Origin of the sequence: Providencia sp. PROV122, assembly GCF_028482365.1 — a bacterium.
GTDB classification, from domain to species: domain Bacteria; phylum Pseudomonadota; class Gammaproteobacteria; order Enterobacterales; family Enterobacteriaceae; genus Providencia; species Providencia stuartii.
Window position 1 is genome coordinate 1 of record NZ_JAMPQI010000026.1, and the last position, 17,029, is coordinate 17,029.

General features: G+C 41.0%; 16 protein-coding genes, 1 tRNA gene and 3 pseudogenes. 11 read left to right on the plus strand and 9 right to left on the minus strand.

The genetic code is table 11. The features are described 5' to 3' along the window. Positions 1 to 18: 18 nt before the first annotated feature. The gene (locus tag PSE69_RS16605) at positions 19 to 567 is read right to left on the minus strand and encodes a tyrosine-type DNA invertase (protein ID WP_121874528.1); all 549 of its coding nucleotides are present in this window, start codon (positions 565 to 567) and stop codon (positions 19 to 21) included. 405 nt (positions 568 to 972) lie between these two features. Here PSE69_RS16605 and PSE69_RS19935 point away from each other — a divergent pair. Next, a pseudogene (locus PSE69_RS19935) lies at positions 973 to 1,258 on the plus strand (transposase); the annotation flags it as partial. Between the two features lie 521 nt (positions 1,259 to 1,779). Further along, a complete protein-coding gene (locus PSE69_RS16610) occupies positions 1,780 to 2,184 on the plus strand; it encodes a hypothetical protein (protein ID WP_014657971.1) in 405 nt (134 codons plus the stop codon). Here PSE69_RS16610 and PSE69_RS16615 read toward each other — a convergent pair. Continuing rightward, a pseudogene (locus PSE69_RS16615) lies at positions 2,110 to 2,512 on the minus strand (tyrosine-type recombinase/integrase); the annotation flags it as partial. The gene PSE69_RS16610 and the pseudogene PSE69_RS16615 overlap by 75 nt on opposite strands. Positions 2,513 to 2,712: 200 nt before the next feature. After that, positions 2,713 to 2,800: transfer RNA gene (locus PSE69_RS16620), tRNA-Ser, on the minus strand. 182 nt (positions 2,801 to 2,982) lie between these two features. Here PSE69_RS16620 and PSE69_RS16625 point away from each other — a divergent pair. After that, complete coding sequence (locus tag PSE69_RS16625; protein WP_004918228.1) at positions 2,983 to 3,312, plus strand: TusE/DsrC/DsvC family sulfur relay protein; 330 nt, start codon at positions 2,983 to 2,985, stop codon at positions 3,310 to 3,312. A 12-nt stretch (positions 3,313 to 3,324) separates the two neighbouring features. On the opposite strand, the gene PSE69_RS16630 is transcribed toward PSE69_RS16625, so the two are convergent. After that, complete coding sequence (locus tag PSE69_RS16630; protein WP_223854711.1) at positions 3,325 to 3,606, minus strand: acylphosphatase; 282 nt, start codon at positions 3,604 to 3,606, stop codon at positions 3,325 to 3,327. A gap of 219 nt (positions 3,607 to 3,825) precedes the next feature. Here PSE69_RS16630 and hspQ point away from each other — a divergent pair, with 219 nt between their 5' ends. Beyond that, on the plus strand, positions 3,826 to 4,146 hold the full coding sequence (gene hspQ, locus PSE69_RS16635) for a heat shock protein HspQ (RefSeq protein ID WP_004918224.1): 321 nt from the start codon (positions 3,826 to 3,828) through the stop codon (positions 4,144 to 4,146). A 70-nt stretch (positions 4,147 to 4,216) separates the two neighbouring features. Here hspQ and PSE69_RS16640 read toward each other — a convergent pair whose 3' ends face one another. Continuing rightward, on the minus strand, positions 4,217 to 4,630 hold the full coding sequence (locus PSE69_RS16640; protein WP_036943643.1) for a CoA-binding protein: 414 nt from the start codon (positions 4,628 to 4,630) through the stop codon (positions 4,217 to 4,219). A 261-nt stretch (positions 4,631 to 4,891) separates the two neighbouring features. Here PSE69_RS16640 and PSE69_RS16645 point away from each other — a divergent pair, with 261 nt between their 5' ends. Next, complete coding sequence (locus PSE69_RS16645; RefSeq protein ID WP_014657950.1) at positions 4,892 to 5,350, plus strand: methylglyoxal synthase; 459 nt, start codon at positions 4,892 to 4,894, stop codon at positions 5,348 to 5,350. 39 nt (positions 5,351 to 5,389) lie between these two features. Here PSE69_RS16645 and helD read toward each other — a convergent pair whose 3' ends face one another. After that, a complete protein-coding gene (gene helD / locus PSE69_RS16650; RefSeq protein WP_104873368.1) occupies positions 5,390 to 7,444 on the minus strand; it encodes a DNA helicase IV in 2,055 nt (684 codons plus the stop codon). A gap of 258 nt (positions 7,445 to 7,702) precedes the next feature. Here helD and yccS point away from each other — a divergent pair, with 258 nt between their 5' ends. After that, positions 7,703 to 9,889 (plus strand): YccS family putative transporter, encoded by a 2,187-nt coding sequence (gene yccS / locus PSE69_RS16655; protein WP_014657948.1) that lies wholly within the window; start codon positions 7,703 to 7,705, stop codon positions 9,887 to 9,889. Between the two features lie 83 nt (positions 9,890 to 9,972). Here yccS and PSE69_RS16660 read toward each other — a convergent pair whose 3' ends face one another. Then, on the minus strand, positions 9,973 to 10,575 hold the full coding sequence (locus tag PSE69_RS16660) for a TfoX/Sxy family DNA transformation protein (protein ID WP_225829639.1): 603 nt from the start codon (positions 10,573 to 10,575) through the stop codon (positions 9,973 to 9,975). A gap of 232 nt (positions 10,576 to 10,807) precedes the next feature. On the opposite strand from PSE69_RS16660, the gene sulA reads away from it, so the two are divergent. Both sulA and ompA read left to right on the plus strand, forming a co-directional pair. Further along, positions 10,808 to 11,329 (plus strand): SOS-induced cell division inhibitor SulA, encoded by a 522-nt coding sequence (gene sulA / locus PSE69_RS16665; RefSeq protein ID WP_014657947.1) that lies wholly within the window; start codon positions 10,808 to 10,810, stop codon positions 11,327 to 11,329. 355 nt (positions 11,330 to 11,684) lie between these two features. After that, positions 11,685 to 12,758 (plus strand): porin OmpA, encoded by a 1,074-nt coding sequence (ompA, locus tag PSE69_RS16670; RefSeq protein ID WP_121874529.1) that lies wholly within the window; start codon positions 11,685 to 11,687, stop codon positions 12,756 to 12,758. 214 nt (positions 12,759 to 12,972) lie between these two features. Here the strand turns inward: ompA and matP are convergent, their stop codons facing one another. Then, complete coding sequence (matP, locus tag PSE69_RS16675; protein ID WP_004918208.1) at positions 12,973 to 13,437, minus strand: macrodomain Ter protein MatP; 465 nt, start codon at positions 13,435 to 13,437, stop codon at positions 12,973 to 12,975. Positions 13,438 to 13,599: 162 nt separating this feature from the next. Here matP and PSE69_RS16680 point away from each other — a divergent pair, with 162 nt between their 5' ends. From PSE69_RS16680 to fabA, 3 genes and pseudogenes are all read left to right on the plus strand, one after another. Then, on the plus strand, positions 13,600 to 13,776 hold the full coding sequence (locus PSE69_RS16680; RefSeq protein ID WP_014657945.1) for a GhoT/OrtT family toxin: 177 nt from the start codon (positions 13,600 to 13,602) through the stop codon (positions 13,774 to 13,776). A 306-nt stretch (positions 13,777 to 14,082) separates the two neighbouring features. Continuing rightward, positions 14,083 to 15,818 (plus strand): annotated as a pseudogene (locus tag PSE69_RS16685) (AAA family ATPase). An 86-nt stretch (positions 15,819 to 15,904) separates the two neighbouring features. Further along, positions 15,905 to 16,423, plus strand: a complete 519-nt coding sequence (fabA, locus tag PSE69_RS16690) for a bifunctional 3-hydroxydecanoyl-ACP dehydratase/trans-2-decenoyl-ACP isomerase (protein WP_004918201.1) — start codon at positions 15,905 to 15,907, stop codon at positions 16,421 to 16,423. A 125-nt stretch (positions 16,424 to 16,548) separates the two neighbouring features. Here fabA and rmf read toward each other — a convergent pair whose 3' ends face one another. After that, entirely contained in the window at positions 16,549 to 16,719 is a 171-nt protein-coding gene (gene rmf / locus PSE69_RS16695) for a ribosome modulation factor (protein WP_014657943.1), read from the minus strand. Positions 16,720 to 17,029: the final 310 nt, after the last annotated feature.

The following is a 17,029-nucleotide window of genomic DNA, read 5'->3' on the forward strand; positions in this document are numbered from 1 at the left end:
CCTTTTAACGCCTTTATCTCACCATACTCCCCGAAATCTTGCTGAGTTACTTGCTGTGTATCTTACGGTATGTTGTATATTCGTGTGCCCCAAATAATCCTGAATTAAACGCGTATCGGCGCCTCTATCCGCTAATGCATAACCACATGCATGTCGTAACATGTGGGGATGAATACCTAGAGTTAGTTCAGCTAGCTCACCAAGTCGTGAAAAAAGTTGATAAAAGCGCTGACGAGTCATGGCAGTCCCTCTTTCAGATAAAAATAACCACTGACTTTCTTTCCCTTTCCATGTATTTCTAATTTTTAGCCAAGCTTTAATGAGAGGGATCTCTTCATCAATCAGTGGGTGATTAACTGAAAAACCATTCTTTAAACGATGTACATAAAGCTCATTACTTTCTAAGTTAAGATCAGATAATTTTAGCGATAGGGCTTCGCTTGCCCTTAGACCATGTATAAAGCACATATAAATTAAGCAAGAATTACGTTCGGGATGTCGCGACAAATGACAAGCAGCTAAAAGTCGAGATATTTCCTGTTGGGTTAAATACTTACGAGTGGACATGAACGTTTCCCCATTTAGTCAAAAAATGGGCAATTATATCTAAATCAATCGACCTGACATATTAATTTTTTTAGATAAATATAATTTTTTCAGCCCATATACAAAAATAAAAAACAACTTAAAACCCATATTTAGGGTAATAAAGGAGAGATTAACTAAATTTTATATTTAGTTAATTATTTTGGCACTATTGCAAAGTTTGATTTTTATAAAAAATGAATCGTTATAGCCACAATATATTGGATTTTTGATCATCTGAATGACAATCTATAGTAGAGAAATTAATCTCAGTAAAACGTTGCAACAGTGCCTATATAACTACCTTATTTACCGCATTCTGTTTGAATAGCCACCGACTTGATAGACACCTTTTAGTTAGACAAAATAGCGAAAAGAGAGGTGTTTATGAGCAGCAAACAATATCCAGAAAAATTGAAAATTGAAGCAAATCACGAAAAAAGGACATAGTGTAGCCCGCGCGGCTAACCGACTGAGCACAACAACGCATAGTCTTTACGCATGGATTAAAAAATATAGCCAGACTCTTCGCAATATCAAATTATATCTATTGAAAGTGATGACATTCTGCGACTTAAAAAAGAGTTACAAAGAGTCACTAAAAAGCAGGATACATTAAAAAAGCCGCGTTGTACTTTGCAAGTCAATCCGACTTAAATATGCCTTTATTAAAGCCAACCAACATGGTTATGAAAGTACGGACTACGCTTGTCACTCTCAGCCTGAATAGTCATTGTGGCCATAACTTTACCTGTAGCTGTTTTAACTCTCTCAGGGGATTTTATTACCGTTCCTGATGTGGTGATTCTGGTTGATTTCGCTTTTCTCATTTTTGATTTACTCACCTTCATACCATCATAGTAAATGCTGTATAACTTGCTTTAATTTGAAACCGAAGATGTACCTACTGCATACTCATAAAACACTAGTGATAACAAAGATATTAATCAATCCAATCTAATCTAATTTTGGTCAATGGCAAGCATTAGGTTTTATATAGCCCAATCAATAGTACCACCGTGGTTTATCACAGTACCATTTTGGTACGTTATTACTATGAGTTTTTTTGATATCAAAATAACCACACCGTGTTTGCTTATGGTTATTAAAAATAATTTTCCTATTAAAAGCCTTTTCTCAATTAATAGTATTTAGTAGGCTAAAATGAAAAACATGCTAGCTAGGGTAATATCTATGTCTCAAGATTTTAACGTTTACCTCTCTTCTAAGTCACTCCCATCACCTTTCGAGTGGCAGGCGGAAATAGCCAAGGTTAATAAATCACTGATTATGGATACTGATTTTGACTTACTCACCTTTTCTGGTTTTCTTCCTTATCAATTAGATAACGAGATTACCGGCTTTGAATACGGCTCATGGTTTATGGATGATGATCATAAAAAAGAAATTAATATACCTACAGCTGATTTCTGTATTTTATTCTCAGTTGGTAACCGACCGCTTGAATTGATAGCAGCTGTAATATCCGCATACTGCCTTGTAAAGCTAACTGATGGAGTCCTGTCAGATCCCCAAGCAGGTATTCATATACCGCCATCTCAGATTGACTCTTGGATGAAGGCGATGTTGGCAAAGTAGCCCTAGCACTCTACGCCCATCAATATACTGAGCATGTTTATACGTTCCACGAATAGAGTTTATTAACGTGTGCTAGCTGTGTCTCAATCCATGCAGTGTTATAACCTTGTTCATGTAGGATGGTGCTCATTGTATGCCTGAATCCGTGGCCTGTGGCTCGCCCACTATACCCCATGCGCCTAATCATCGTATTCAGTGCCATATCTGGTATGTGCTTTCTATAATCAGTACGGCTAGGGAATATATATTGATAACTGCCACTAATGGGATGTATCTGTTTCAGCAAATCAATCACCTGCTCTGATAGCGGCACAATATGAGGTCGGCGTGTAAGCACACTTAATTAGCATATTTGTTAGCTTCATAAGTCACTAATATTGTAGAGGGAATTCTATATAAAAAACTATGCAACAAATTATTGTAAAGATTTAGAAAGACGTTAGTAGACTTCGGTAGAGTGAGATTTCGCTGGAACGCTTGATTTAACTGAGGTTAGGAGACTTTAATAGACGTGATTAGAAGTGAAGATGGCGGAGGAGGAGAGATTCGAACTCTCGGATGGTTTCCCATCGGCGGTTTTCAAGACCGCTGCCTTCAGCCGCTCGGCCACCCCTCCGCAATGACGTGCACTATAAACATCTGCGCTTTCGATGTAAACCCCCTATTTTATCAATTGCTATAAAAATAGGCACTTAATGTGTTAATGGGCTAAATTATCAACATTTCCAACAGGTCGCTTGGGTTATCGCCTATTTTTTGCTAAATTTGCACTCTATTTTTGTTTAGGTTGAAATCTGTATGTTGCTTTTTAACGGCCAAGAAATTGAGACTGACCCTCAAGGCTACCTTATCGATAGCCAACAATGGAGCGAAGATCTTATTCCTCTTCTCGCAGAGCAAGAAAATATCACTTTGACAGAAGAGCATCTTGAAATCATTCGCTTTGTTCGCGCATTCTACTTGGAATTTAATACATCTCCTGCCATCCGTATGCTCGTGAAAGCCGTTTCACAGCAATTTGGGGAAGATAAAGGAAATAGCCGCTACTTATATCGACTATTCCCTAAAGGCCCAGCAAAGCAAGCAACAAAACTTGCCGGCCTGCCAAAGCCCGTGAAATGTATTTAAATGGCTAGCCAATTAATAGCGGACCGAAAAATCCGCTATTTTTTCAGTGTGCCAATTTTCACTAAAATAGTGATCAATCTTTGCTCCTGGAGGGCCACCTGCATTGAGCCATTCTTCGACAAAACGGATATCTTGGTCTGAACCATAGATACCCAGTGCGACACTGCCATCTTCGCGATTATAGACATACCCTTTTATGCCATTTTGATTCGCCCAATGATACGTTTGGTAACGAAAACCAACTCCTTGTACGCGACCATAGATATAAAACAAACGTCCGGTTGATGTTGTCATTTTGGCCCCCATTATCAGTGCATTATTTACTAAAATACGATTTATTACAGTTGTCTTTTATTCATCGAACATATAATCTGGAATTGAGGCACTGCTTTTCAATGTTGCATATAAGACAGTGTATTGCGTTATGAGTAATTGTCCATACATTGGCTTGAAAACGCGGAACACTGCCCCAATATAAAGTTATAGCATAAGCAAGGCTTTTAGGAGGTGGCTATGATGATCACCAGTAAATATGGGATCGGGCAACAAGTTAGACATAAACTACTCGGCTACCTAGGCGTTGTGGTCGACGTCGATGCCGAATATTCGCTCGAACAACCACACGATGATGATATTGCTTCAAACAGCACATTACGTGATCTGCCTTGGTACCATGTTGTTATGGAAGATGACAACGGCGAAGCTATTCATACTTATTTGGCTGAAGCGCAAATTACTTATGAAACCGCTGATGACCATCCAGAGCAACCTTCCATGGACGAATTGGCAGAGTCTATTCGCTCACAATTACAGGCACCGCGCCTACGTAACTAGTTGTTTATAAAATTATTAACTTGTATCCAACAGTAAAGCAGCCCAACGCTGCTTTACTGTATTGTCATGCTTACTTTTCTAAACCTAATAAAGGGATTTCTTGTTTTGGGCATCTATCCATAACAAATTTCATGCCCGCAGCAAGTGCGATGTTTTTCGCATCTTCACTAATAACCCCCTTTTGTAGCCACAGTACTTTGGCTTTAATCGCAACGGCTTCCTGTGCGATCCCCACCGCGGCTTCAGCATTACGAAATACATCCACCATATCTATTGGTTGAGGAATATCCGCTAATTTTGCGTAGACTTTTTGCCCTAATAGCATTTGCCCTGCTAATTTAGGGCTGACAGGGATTATGGTATATCCTTGCTCTAATAAGTACTCCATCACTTCATAACTTGGACGATCTTTTTTATCACTTGCACCAACTAAGGCGATCGTATTGACACTACGTAATATTTCAGCAATTTCTTGGTTAGTCATCAAAATAACTCCCTAAATCAGTAAACTATTAATCTACAATATGATATATGTTGTAGTGTGTGCTAACTCAATTTTTCTACTATGAGTACCACGTTGATGTTGCTGGCAAGATGAGAGAAAACATGGATTATGTTTTCAATTACCCCAGAAAGTTATGAGATAGTCTTTCTCTCATTATTGCGATAAAAACCAGCAGATCGCGACAAACACGTCATTATTAATATGCTTAGCGTGATACCACGCCACCTTTAAGGGAACATCATGGAATCAACTACTCGTACAATAAAAAACACTAAAAATATAGCACTCGTTGCCCATGACCACTGTAAATCTTCATTATTAGCTTGGGCAACAAAGAATAGCGAACAACTTAAATCCCACCAACTGTTTGGAACGGGTACCACAGCGAAACTGATTAGTCACCATACAGGGCTTCATGTTACTGGTATGCTTAGCGGCCCTATGGGCGGTGACCAACAAATAGGAGCGATGATCTCCGAACAAAAAATCGATGTTTTGATCTTTTTCTGGGACCCTCTGAATGCTGTTCCTCATGATCCAGACGTGAAAGCCTTATTACGTTTAGCGGCTGTTTGGAATATCCCTGTAGCCACTAATCCAGCAACAGCAGACTTTATTATTACGTCACCCTATTTTAATGGTGCAATTGATATAGTGATCCCTGATTACCAGCAGTACTTACAAGAACGCACAAAATAAGCCTTCAAGAGCCGGATAGTTTATCCGGCTCTTTGCTATTTAAGGTTTTTTCTGTCTAGGCACACCTAACTGTTTTAATTCACTAACGAACTCTGATGGTTCATCGGGGTTATACAGTAGCCATACTTGCTGTTTTGCACGCGTCATTGCCACATATAACAGCCGCCTCTCTTCTGCGTGCTCAAACTCCTCATGTTTAGGGAGTAACACTTGTTCCATAATAGATTCGCGTGCCGCCGCTGGGAATCCATCCTTCCCACTGTTCAGCCCACAAATAATGACATGATCGGCTTGCTTCCCTTTAGAGGCATGAATGGTCATAAACTCAATCTTAAGCTTTGGCCAGCGTGTTTGCGCTTTACTTAAGATTTCTGGTCGCAGATAGTGATAACGTGCTAAACATAAAATAGTTTCATTTTCCGTGACATAACCACTCATCTTATCGAATAAACGCTCCAGTGCATTTTCATAAAGCAAAACGACTGACTTTTTATTGCCTTTAACGAGGCTATTAAGTGGTTTATCGAGCTGCGTCGGATTTTGCAATATAAAGCGATTCGCAATTTCACCAATGCGCTGATTAAACCGATAAGTGGTGTCTAATGCGCACAGCGCTCCTTCGCCAAAATTGTGTTCAAAAGAGGTTGTCAGATCAAGCTCTGCCCCGCTAAAACGATATATAGCCTGCCAATCATCACCAACAGCAAAAAGTGACGTTTGTTTATTCTGTTGACGCAATGCCTGTAGCAGTTTTGCTCTTAACGGCGAAATATCTTGAAATTCATCGACCAATATGTGTTTCCAAGGGCTAATAAAACGCCCTTTCTCTAATAAATTAACAGCTTGATGGATCAACCCAGAGAAATCGATAGCCCCTTCATCTTTTAGAGCACTTTTCCAAGCCTTTAATAAAGGTGACATGAGACGAAGGCGTTTTTGAAACAGATCTCTAAACTGCTCGTCGGCAGATTCGATCATCTCTTTCTGGCTACCGCCATGCATACGCATTAAACTTAACCAGCGCTCTAAGCGACTTACTATCTTTTTACTGATTTTTTCATCTTTCCAGAATTCACCTTCCGGCACATCCCACTGTAGCTCCTCAGTTAGCCACTCCCGCCAGCCTTTCGCTTGCGCTTTTTTCGTACTGCACTGTGTACGCCATTCATTCAATAACAATTCACCGCGTTTTTGAGAGTCAGTTTCGAATTCACTGATAGCAGGTGATTTATTGCTTCCTTCACGAATGATATAGAGCGCTAGCGCATGAAATGTTTTGGCTTCAATATCCTCCTGCTGCAAACGCTCTTGGATACGTTCATTCATTTCTTGCGCCGCTTTACGACCAAACGCTAATAATAAGATTTGCTCAGCCTTAGCGAGCTTTCTTAAAAGAAGCCAGCCGGCTCTCGCGACTAATACTGACGTTTTCCCACTCCCCGCCCCAGCAAGTACTAAAACGTTATCTTCTCCATTAATGACGGAGAGTGCTTGGCTTGAGTTTAACGGGGAGGTTTCAACATGTTGGAAAAAATCACTATAGCGTGACAGGATTGATTCACTCCATTGTTGGTTAACCTGTTGCCGACAACGTTCTCCATCATTGAGCCATTGCAAACAGTAGTGATAAGGGGCAGCACAGTTTTCAAATTGACTGACTCGCGCTAACGGCAGAGGAAGGGAGGAAAATTGCTCGCTGATCTTTTTACGAAAGGTGTTTAATTCACGCAAGCTAAACCAATTATCCTGCTGAGTTTGCTGCTGTATTCCTTTTGCGAGGGCGACAAGCACTTGAGCACTGACCTCACTCATTTCAATGCTCCATTGTTGCCATTTATCATTTAAATAGTGATAAAAGCGTTGCGTTTGCTTCCATTCGGTTCCATGCAAACGAACAACTTGCTCATCAGCTAGTTCAAACTCTAACTCCCCCCAAACAATTCCCCTTTTGCAATGAATATCAATTAATTGGTTAAAAGGGATAAGATATTGATGTTTTTCACCACTCACCTCAATGCCAGCATTTAATAAGCGAACCCGATTATAGGGATGCTGAGCCAGGCGCTGCCCAATCTGTGTTGATTTCAGTTCCATACATCCTGCACCTGAGTAGTTCAATCATGAAAATAACGGCTGCTTGATTCCAGACAGTTTTTTATTACTTACAAACACGCTATCCTATATAGACTCTAAATATTCGAGTTGTATCTAGGCGGCAGGTTAAACTGCTTGTTTATTCGTCGAAAAGACGCCCAAGGAGCCTATAAACCTTGAGCACTTCAACACGTAACAGCTAGGCAACTTAAAATATAACGAGTATAGACTACGAAATGTTCGCCTCTGAGGTACTTTGTGTTAACGCTGCTTACCAGTTATCGTCGTGTTTTATATAACAGTCATGCTCTATATTATATCCGAATCTTAATCGCCCTGACAGGGACGACACTGATCCCTTGGTTATTGGGGCAAGAGCCTAAAGTCACAATCCCTCTGACATTAGGTATGGTAGCGGCCGCCTTGACCGACCTAGATGATAGGTTGACTGGCCGATTAAAAAACCTAGCTATCACCCTACTTTGTTTTTTTATTGCCTCAGTTTCGATTGAGTTACTGTTCCCGCATCCCGTTCTGTTCTTTTTTGGGTTGGCACTCTCGACCTGTGGGTTTATTCTCTTAGGGGCGCTAGGTCAACGCTACGCCACTATTGCATTTGGTGCGTTATTGATAGCCATCTATACCATGCTTGGGGTGCCAATATTTGATACTTGGTACCAACAACCCGCCCTATTACTTATTGGGGCTATTTGGTATAACCTTCTTACGTTGATCGGCCACATTCTTTTCCCTGTTCGGCCTTTACAAGATGCGATCACTCAATGTTATCAACAGTTAGCCGCCTACCTCGATGCAAAGGCCAACTTATTCGACCCTGATCTTGAAGATGACTACCAACAGTCAGTCTATGATTTAGCCTTAGTCAATAGCACCTTAGTCAGTACGATGAATCAGGCTAAAATTGCGCTGCTCAGTCGGCTCAAAGGCGATAGAGGCCAGAAAGGAACACGTAATACCCTACAATATTATTTCGTTGCACAAGATATCCATGAACGGGCTAGCTCATCACACATACAATATCAGCAACTGAGTCGTACGCTACGCCATAGCGATATTCTCTTTCGTTTCCAACGACTACTTAGCATGCAAGCGCGGGCTTGCCAACAGGTAGCACAATCTGTTTTGTGGCGTAAGCAGTACCAACATAACCCGCGCTTTGAAGGTACTTTTGCTTACCTTGAAAACTCACTGCAACTGCTAAAACAACAGTCACCTGCAATTCATGAAATTAAGGCGCTGTATAATCTACTCAAAAATCTAAAAGGGATTGATGTCCAACTGAGAGGGCTTGGCCTCGAACAAGGTTCACGCCAACAGAATAATAAACAATTTGAACAACTCTCAGATGAGTCACCTTCAGGCATCAGTGATATCATCGCGCGCTTCAAGCACCATTTAACACCGCAATCCGCCCTGTTCCGCCATGCAGTTAGGATGTCTCTCTTATTATGTACAGGCTATCTCATCATCCAATTATTTGATTTAGAAAGAGGATATTGGATTTTATTGACTAGCTTGTTCGTTTGTCAGCCTAACTATAGCGCAACAAAACGGCGGCTCGCACTCCGTATTATTGGCACACTGATTGGGATCCTCGTTGGCTTGCCGCTATTAAAATTTGTTCCTTCTATGGAAGGGCAGCTCACCTTAATTGTTATCTCTGGGTTACTGTTTTTTGTTTTCCGCAGTAGCCAATATGCGCAAGCGACACTATTTATTACTCTGCTCGTTCTATTTTGTTTCAACCTGCTAGGGGAAGGATTTGAAGTTGCTCTCCCTCGGGTCATTGATACGCTAGTTGGTTGTTTTATAGCCTTCCTTGCTGTTAGCTTTATATGGCCTGATTGGAAATTCCGCCAATTACCGCAGGTTGTGCAAAAAACCATGAACAGTAACTGCCGCTATTTAGATGCGATTTTACAGCAATATTACCAAGGTAAAGATAACAGTCTGGAATACCGTGTTGCACGCCGCGATGCCCACAATAATGATGCTGAGTTTGCTTCTATCGTTTCCAATATGGCATCCGATCCTAAATCGTATAAAGTCACTCAAGAGCAAGCCTTTAGGCTCCTCTGCCTCAACCACACCTTACTGAGTTATATTTCAGCATTGGGTGCGCATCGAGAGCAAATGCAAAATGAGGAAAACCTGATTATTTTGAGTGATGCTATCTGTTATGTAGAAACATCATTACAAGTCATGAGCCTAGATACCTTAATGGATGAGAAATCAGAACGTCTACGAGAGAGCATCACTCATCGCATAGATAGCATATCGACCAGCGATGATGAAAAGACGGTCCTTATTATGGAACAAACAAGGCTGCTGCTTGAACTGATCCCTGAAATAAAATCCATGATCAAGCAAATTAATATTCCCGTTACTTCGCCTCTTGCAAATGGCCATCATTCAGCCATATAGCGGATAAATCAAACTGATGAGCGGGTGTCAAAATACAGCGTTAATTGTTACACCCGCTTGTGCGACCTTTAGCCTAATACGGTTCAACCAACGCTGTTGTACCAATTAATCAACTCTTGTTTAATTTGTGTCGGCAGCACAGCACTGTGATAACCTTCGATTGCACCAGCCAACCCAATTAATAATTTGATACTAGGGGAAAAACGACCAAGCTGTTTTAACTTCAAAAAACACGCTTTCGCGCCTATTTCACGTAAATCGTCAGCTTTATGAATACCTATTTTCCCTAATGCCCTTTCAACCGACATATTCATATTAGGTAAATCTTTTATCCGAGTGACGGCAGACTGCTTTTGCTGCCGCTCTTCAATAGCTGAACGATAGGCTAAATCAATGCAGTGCAATAAAAGCGCTTCATTCTCCCAAATCTGCTGAGGTAACTGATAATAGCGCAGCTCTAGTGGGATCCCTTTTTTACTGAAAACTAACCGTTCAAGTTCAATTGATTCAAAGTAGCTCCTTGCAAAAAGGCAGCCACGTAAATATAAGAGCCCATCAAGCGCTAAGCCAACAATAACGTTATCAACAATCAAACAATAGCCGCCAAAATAGTTTTTCTTTTTAAATTCACCAAAACCTTTTAACAGCTGATCTAATCGAGAATCATTTTTTTCCGTTAAAGACATACACCCAAACTCCTTATGAGCATTCATCTACTTCCATCCTTGTGTGTGAAACTATAAATACCTTAATTTTACAAACAATTAGCAGAAGTACATTCTGAGAGGATCCGCTAAAAACTCCAAGAATATTGCAGATAAAAACAACAAAGTTGCGAAGCGCTTTGAAAAAATAGTCTTGATATTGGATAAATATACAGTTACTGTATATGCATACAGTTTGATTGCGAGGTGAACTATGGCTATTTATTCTTGGAACAAGGCAACTGAACATTCTGTTAACCACAGCACACAAGCAATGCCTTCAACACCGCCTATTGATGGCTCGATGCAACAAGGCATGGTGAGTGAGCTGGTTTACGATGAAAAACATCCTATTATGGATTACATTCTACTGCCGATGTTGCGTCAGTTCGGGGCGCAATCTCGTTGGCTGCTTTGGCTAAGCCCCAATAAAAAGTTAAGTCGTCACTGGTTAATGCAATCAGGCTTGCCTATTAACAAAATTATGCAACTCAGCAATATGGCGTCGATAACGACGATAGATGCGATGGAAAAGGCATTAAGAAGTGGTAATTATAGTGTTGTTTTAGGTTGGCTACCGGAATTAAATAAACAGGACTTTGCTCGCTTACAAACGGCAGCACAAGAAGGACATTCTATCGGCTTTATTATGCGCCCTCAAAAAACACATAATATCGCAAGTATCCATTCTGGACAGCAAAATAACCTAAAAATTCACTCTAACTATTATCACTAGCCAAGATTAAGAATATTCTTAGTAAATTTGACATTCGGATATCTCAGACTCAGAAAATACCGAAAAAATAATTGAGATCAATGTGATAGATAATAATCAACTCAAAATAGGATTACGTTTATCTCTCTGATTTATCCGCTAAAAAATGTTTTTTTACCATGATTTTTGCTTGCTCTACTTGTATCTTTTTTAGTTCGTTGTAGACTTTAGCTTGTTAAGGTTATGGCATTATTTTTTACTTTTTATAAATTTTTGTAGATAATGTCAGCGAAACCTAGCAAGTATTTTAAACCAATGGCGAATAATAAGGCTCTTTGAAGCCATGCCTATATTGGATGATAACGAGGCGTAAAAAATGAAAAAGACAGCTATCGCAGTAGCAGTGGCAGTAGCAGCTTTCGCAACTGTTGCGCAGGCAGCTCCAAAAGACAACACTTGGTATACCGGTGCTAAACTGGGTTGGTCTCACTATGAAGATACCAGCTTCACTCCAGTTGATCGTGAAAACACTGTAGGTAAAAGTACTGACCGTGATACTTTCGGTGCTGGTGCATACGCAGGTTACCAATACAACCAGTACATGGGCTTCGAGCTTGGTTATGACTGGTTTGGTAAAATGAAATACAAAGGTGCTGGTAACAACGGCGACCTGAAATCAATGGGTGTTTCTCTGACTACCAAACTGAGCTATCCAGTAATGGACGACTTAGACGTTTACACTCGTTTAGGTGGTATGGTATGGCGTACTGATGTTAAAGCACACCAAGCAGGTGAAGAGCGTTACAAAGAAAACGATACTGGTGTTTCTCCTGTATACGCACTGGGTGTTGAATATGCAATCACTCCAAACTGGGCAACTCGTTTAGATTACCAATGGGTTAGCAACATCGGTGATAACGACAACCTGGGCGTACGTCCTGACAACGGCATGCTGAGCGTTGGTCTGGCATACCGCTTCAACCAAGAAGCAGCACCAGTTGTTGAGCCAGCTCCAGTTGTTGAGCCAGCGCCAGTTGTTGAGAACAAGCGTTTCACTCTGCGTTCAGACGTTCTGTTCAACTTCAACAAAGCAACTCTGAAACCAGAAGGTCAGCAAGCACTGAACGAACTGTATAACGAACTGAGCAGCATCGACCCAACTCAAGGTCGCGTACTGGTAGTTGGTTTCACAGACCGTATCGGTTCACAAAACTACAACCTGCCACTGTCACAAAAACGTGCTCAGTCAGTTGTTGATTACTTAGTTGCTAAAGGCGTTCCAGCAAGCGCAATCGCTGCTGAAGGTCGTGGTAAAGAAGATCCAGTAACTGGTAACAAATGTGACAACGTTAAAGGCCGTGCAGCTCTGATCGAGTGTCTGGCTCCAGACCGTCGCGTTGAAATCGAAATTCAAGGTACAACTGAAGTTGTCACTCAACCAGGTGCTTAATTCTTAGCCCCTCGTTCGAATTTCGAACTGAATACAAAAAACCCCATTTCGATGGGGTTTTTTTATGCTAAAAATCATCAGGTCACTAAACACAATCTGTCATTGTTACGATTAAATCAATCGTGGTCGAAAAATAATGGCGGGTTACAAAGCATTTCGTTGGGAATAAAACGATCGTGGTTGATCAACGGGCAACTTGAGATAATCGTCTCCCCTATTTCTTGGTACTTGAATTCCCTAGAATCGCCTGTAGGTCTTGCTTTAACGAACTCATTTGGCTCTCATACTTATCTTTATGCTCAGCATCTTCGATCAACTGAATGATCGTCTCTGATAATGTTTTATTGCGTTTCACTGCAAGGTTAGATAAACGCTGCCAAACAGAAAAGTTAAGGTCGATAGATTTTTTTCTGGTATGGGGATGCTCAGCATTGAAATGACGTTTACGTCTTGCTCGAATGCTTTGCTTCATACGGTTATCCAATTGTGGATTCATATGCAAAGCGATCCATTTTAAAACCTCTGTGGGCTGGTTTTCCATTTTGAGCAATAGCGCGATAGCCTCACTTTCGGCACTTCTTTCGATATACCGAGTAATTGGCTCACCACTTCGGGACTTCTTCACCAGATATTCCCATTTCCAGCCACATTCTAAATTTTCAAGCTGCTGATATTTCATATTTTTTCCTGACGAAGATCGAACCTGACCTATATTAGCAATTTTAGATGAAGATACGCAATTTAAGCACCACCGTCGACCTATTATTGACAAAGAAGATAACAACTAGGCACAAAATAGTGTACAATCAACGCTCATCTATTAACAATTTAATGAACAAGCATGTCCACATTTGAATGCATACTTCTCGTATATGGGATAGGCGGGGTGTGCTCAGCGCTTATAACACTACTCCTGACTAAAGACCCTAATATCTTTATGAGATTGCTCAGTGCGCTCTTAATTGGCTTAACATGGCCAATGTCTTTGCCTGTTGTGCTATTATTTTCTTTATTCTAACTGATTATACGACAATTATTGCTGCAAGATTGGCGCTCAAACGCTAATATAGCAACCTTGCCCTATGGGTAATAAATTGGCCTGAAAACAACATATACTCTAAATAGTTTGCAGTACAGCGAATTGCTCAAAAAATGAGCCGCCGCTAATGTACTAAAGTCTGTGAGTCGTACATATGTATGTCGTCAATAACGGGGCAGCCTACAATAAAAAGAGTATAAAATATCCAAACCAAATTCAGGCATACGCGCCCTGCTCACCGACAGGCATTTTACTTATAATCATATTAATAGCAGAAAAATTATAGTGATCAGTCAAGAACTAACATGGCAAGGCCTAATACCTGACCTAACGCCTTACCAGGCAAACTTTGTTTCTTCAGATACCCTGACTCCTGCTTCTTTGTCAGAAATCCAGCCAAGGCTATTTGATAGCATTGAGCGCTTTATCAAAGAGAATTCACGGACTCGATTTATGTTTATCAAGTCCGACGACAGTGAGCATTATCTAGCAACATTTGCTGAGGCGATCCGCCCTTTACTGACCCCATTTTCGCCCATTAATGGTGATTATCAACTCACTGAAAATAAACTTGCTTTCAAATGGTGTCCTGAAATTGAGAGTCGCTTCTCAAGCCGAGCAAATATTGCCTGTCGCCATTGGATTGAGCCGGAACAACTGTTTGGGTATATCACACCATCATTACATCCAGTGCCGGGTTTATTGCATCACGTTAATGGTGGAGTATTGATATTATCGGCATCATCATTGGTCTCTCAACCCCTGATGTGGCAGCGGCTACAAAATATGATAGCTCGCCGCCAATTCGAATGGTTGCCTTTCTCCGATAATCAACCATTACCGATTGAAATTGAACCTCAGCCACTCGATATCAAGTTAATCATTGTTGGTGACCGGCTTGAGCTTGAAGAGTTTGAGTACACTCACGCAGATCTCTTTGAACATGCTATTTATGGGGAATATGAACCCATAATGTTCTTTGATAATGAAGAACAACTCGCCTTGTGGATGCGCTATATAAAATCAATTATTAATGCTAACCATCTCCCCGAAATCGCACCTGATGGTTGGCCTACGTTTATCACTCAGGCAACACGGTTTTGTGAAGATAAATTTAATCTACCTCTTGATACACAGTGGCTAGCCCGCCGATTGACGGATGCCTCTCACTATCAGTCAGGCAACTTAATGGACGCCAATGCCTTTAATCAGGCTGTGGAAAACCGCCTATGGCGCCATAGTTTCCTGACAGAACGTTCACAAGACGATATTCTGCAAGAACAGGTTTTTATCAAAACCGAAGGCGAAGTGATAGGACAAATCAATGGATTGTCCGTCTTGCACTATCCTGGGCACCCAGAAGCGCTGGGAGAGCCTTCGCGCATTACCTGTGTCGCCCATTTAGGTGATGGGGAATTTGTCGATGTTGAACGGAAAGCCGAGCTTGGCGGCAACATTCATGCTAAAGGCATGATGATCATGCAAGCTTATTTAAATTATGAGCTAAAATTGGAGCAGCCTCAGCCATTCTCAGCCTCGATTGTTTTTGAGCAATCCTATGGTGAAGTTGATGGCGATAGCGCCTCTCTTGCCGAACTTTGTGCGTTAATTAGTGCATTAGCGCTCCAGCCTATCGATCAGCAAATCGCCGTCACCGGTGCTGTCGACCAGTTTGGTTATGTGCAGCCTATAGGTGGTGTAAACGAAAAAATCGAAGGCTTCTATGATATTTGTGCTCAGCGTGGTTTAACAGGGCAACAAGGGGTAATTATCCCAATGGCTAATGGCGCCATCTCTGTGTCAAAGAGGCTGTTGTCAATGCCGTACAAGAGGGGCAATTCCATATTTGGCCTGTGGAGCATGTTGCTCAAGCGATCACATTACTCACTAAGCAGCCCTATTTTGAGCAGCAAGCTGAAGGTGATAACGTACACCTGTTAGCTTTAATTCAAGAACGCATCAATCAAGCAAATTCACCCGAAAAACCAAAACTTCCATGGTTCCTAAAATGGCTTGGTTGAATAAAAAAATATCAGATCGGAGTTGTTCAGCGTACAAGTGTAAGCTATCCTGTATTCTTAAACTTAATTAAGGCTATCAGAAGAACATGGTTGATAAACGCAGTTCCTATACAAAAAGTGATTTAGAAGCTTCTGGAAGAGGCGAATTATTTGGCGAAAATGGGCCTCCATTACCTTCAGGTAATATGTTGATGATGGATCGTATCATCACCATGACTGAAGATGGTGGTACATTCAATAAAGGCTATGTCGAAGCTGAATTGGATATCAATCCAGACTTATGGTTCTTCGGCTGCCATTTTGTTAATGACCCTGTTATGCCTGGCTGTTTAGGCCTAGATGCCATGTGGCAACTCGTTGGTTTCTACCTCGGGTGGCTCGGCGGGGAAGGCAAAGGTCGTGCTCTTGGTGTTGGTGAAGTAAAATTCACGGGCCAAGTACTTCCAACGGCTAAAAAAGTGACTTACCGTATCAATTTTAAACGTGTTATTAACCGTAAATTGATTATGGGTCTTGCCGATGGTGAAGTACTGGTTGATGGTAAAGTCATTTACGTGGCTAATGACCTAAAAGTGGGTCTATTTAAAGACACTAGTGCTTTCTGATCCCGCACCTAAGCGCTAAAAACTAAAACCTCCGCAATGGCGGAGGTTTAAAATTTGTTTGAAGTGAATTAAAAAACCGTTTATTTAGGTTCTCTAACGAATAAGTTAGGCTTTGTTCTGCCTGATTATGCAGAGAGAATCGCCCTGTCCTCCATGGCTTTACGCCAGCCTCCTAACCAGTGCGATCGTGCATCTACAGATTGGTAGGGGCACAATTCTTTGGAACGACCTGCTATACCTGCTTGATAACCTCTTGATAAAGCTCTTTCTAAACGGTCTCGCTTCTGTCTTTTCATGCCTTACTTCCCTCATTGTCTAAAATGGAAAAGAAAACAGCACCTAAGCCCTTCATAGCGTTAAGTTAAGTCACTAGTGGGATTCCGCTCACCGACCCTTTCTTGATACTTAGGGATAGCTTGCCTTGCCACTCACAGACAATTCAAACTATGTAGGGGATCATCTCATTTAGGTACACTATAGAAATACAGCCGACAGATTAGAAAATCAAGTAAAGAATTTCATATAAATGTCATAAATGCTATAAATGTGATTTATATTTTCAAATTATGACAACTCGTTGATTTTAAATAAATTAATATCAATTTT

Bases quoted from the DNA above. Each gene is read 5' to 3' on its own strand.
- PSE69_RS16630 (WP_223854711.1), bottom strand. From the start codon at position 3,606: ATGACAACATCAACCGGACGTTTGTTTTATATCTATGGTCGCGTACAA.
- PSE69_RS16660 (WP_225829639.1), bottom strand. From the start codon at position 10,575: ATGTCTTTAACGGAAAAAAATGATTCTCGATTAGATCAGCTGTTAAAA.
- sulA (WP_014657947.1), top strand. From the start codon at position 10,808: ATGGCTATTTATTCTTGGAACAAGGCAACTGAACATTCTGTTAACCAC.
- PSE69_RS16625 (WP_004918228.1), top strand. From the start codon at position 2,983: ATGTTGCTTTTTAACGGCCAAGAAATTGAGACTGACCCTCAAGGCTAC.
- matP (WP_004918208.1), bottom strand. From the start codon at position 13,437: ATGAAATATCAGCAGCTTGAAAATTTAGAATGTGGCTGGAAATGGGAA.
- helD (WP_104873368.1), bottom strand. From the start codon at position 7,444: ATGGAACTGAAATCAACACAGATTGGGCAGCGCCTGGCTCAGCATCCC.
- PSE69_RS16610 (WP_014657971.1), top strand. From the start codon at position 1,780: ATGTCTCAAGATTTTAACGTTTACCTCTCTTCTAAGTCACTCCCATCA.
- PSE69_RS16640 (WP_036943643.1), bottom strand. From the start codon at position 4,630: ATGACTAACCAAGAAATTGCTGAAATATTACGTAGTGTCAATACGATC.
- PSE69_RS16645 (WP_014657950.1), top strand. From the start codon at position 4,892: ATGGAATCAACTACTCGTACAATAAAAAACACTAAAAATATAGCACTC.
- fabA (WP_004918201.1), top strand. From the start codon at position 15,905: ATGGTTGATAAACGCAGTTCCTATACAAAAAGTGATTTAGAAGCTTCT.
- PSE69_RS16680 (WP_014657945.1), top strand. From the start codon at position 13,600: ATGTCCACATTTGAATGCATACTTCTCGTATATGGGATAGGCGGGGTG.
- rmf (WP_014657943.1), bottom strand. From the start codon at position 16,719: ATGAAAAGACAGAAGCGAGACCGTTTAGAAAGAGCTTTATCAAGAGGT.
- ompA (WP_121874529.1), top strand. From the start codon at position 11,685: ATGAAAAAGACAGCTATCGCAGTAGCAGTGGCAGTAGCAGCTTTCGCA.
- PSE69_RS16605 (WP_121874528.1), bottom strand. From the start codon at position 567: ATGTCCACTCGTAAGTATTTAACCCAACAGGAAATATCTCGACTTTTA.
- hspQ (WP_004918224.1), top strand. From the start codon at position 3,826: ATGATGATCACCAGTAAATATGGGATCGGGCAACAAGTTAGACATAAA.